We start from the raw sequence: 1,310 nt of genomic DNA on the forward strand, positions 1-1,310 counted from the left end.
GATCGTAAATTGGGCTAGTTCACGTGTTAATTTAATGCTGCCAAATGAAAAATTGTAAATCTTGGTCGCACTCATACTAGCACCTCCTAACGATTTAAAATAAATGGTTAACTTATAAATCCAGTAATATCAATAGGTTAACCAGTTAACCTAATAAATTTATAGTTCTTATACTTTTGATGGGTAGAAAATTCTACTTAACAAAAGTGGAAATTTCTACTTTTCAAAGTTCCTCATTTCTAGTGCCTCTTGTCGCTCGAGCTCTGTCATACGAATACGCTCTTCGTAATTCGGTGTAATAGCTGCACTAACCTCATATAGCTCCTCATAACGAGCTGGATCTTTTAATCGTAGTTCTTCTTCTGTCAGCTCTACCCGCATAAACGCTCGCTGTGTACCATGAATAATGAGTGCCTCACCTTGCTTACGACGCTCTAATAATTTTTTTTCCTTTTCACTAAAGGTCATGCGTAGCTTTTCGGTAATATCATCTACGCCCTTATTATCTAGACCAAAAAAGACTTTCGTATAACTGTTCCCAATGACAGCCTCACCAACATTTTGACCATTGGCCATCTTCCCATCGAGCACATCTTGAATTTGTTGCGTACCGGCAATTGCCCCTGCATTGTACTTTCGAAATCGTTTATATGCCTGGTAAAAGAAACTCGCTGCATCTGGATTTTGTGTTAAAAAATGAAACTCATCAACAAACAGCTTCACATTTTCACTTGTATTTTCCGTAATGTTATCCCATAAATAACTAAACGTATTTAAATACGCTGCCCCTTGTACATCAGCCTCATTTTGCAAGGACTTTAAATCAAACGATAAAAGGTCACTTTGTAAATTAATATTCGTATGCCCATTAAAAATCGTTTTACTACCATTCACATAGCTCTCCAAAATATAATGAAAATCCTCAATCCGTGCGTACCGGTCAGCGTCACGCGCCTTTAAAGCTGCAATTGCCTCATAGACATCCGATAAAATCGGATATGCTGTGCTGGGAATCTCAAGGAAGCTCGTATATTTCAAAATCCCTGCATCACGGTACACTTCACGTAACACAGCATCTAAAATCGCCTTTTCCACCTGCGTAATATCCTGCTTCAATACTTGAAAGAAACCAAGAAGACGCTGAATTTTATCTTTTAAAACCATATCCAAATCAACAGGTCCCTCGTCCATGACTTGCTCGGAAAACACTTCTAATGGGTTAATTTTTGTACTCGAATTACTGCTTAAATGGACAACTGTTCCACCTAAATGCTCGACGATGTTCGTGTATTCATTTTCAGGATCGATAA

1 protein-coding gene is annotated in these 1,310 nt (G+C 38.0%); it reads right to left on the minus strand.

Annotated elements, in window-relative coordinates; all coding sequences use genetic code 11:
- Positions 1–216: 216 nt before the first annotated feature.
- The coding region (locus tag QI30_RS19295) for a VirB4 family type IV secretion system protein (RefSeq protein ID WP_233600646.1) at positions 217–1,310 on the minus strand (1,094 nt) is incomplete at its 5' end.

The sequence above is a fragment of the Candidatus Kurthia intestinigallinarum genome, from assembly GCF_003991225.1.
Taxonomy (GTDB): domain Bacteria; phylum Bacillota; class Bacilli; order Bacillales_A; family Planococcaceae; genus Kurthia; species Kurthia populi.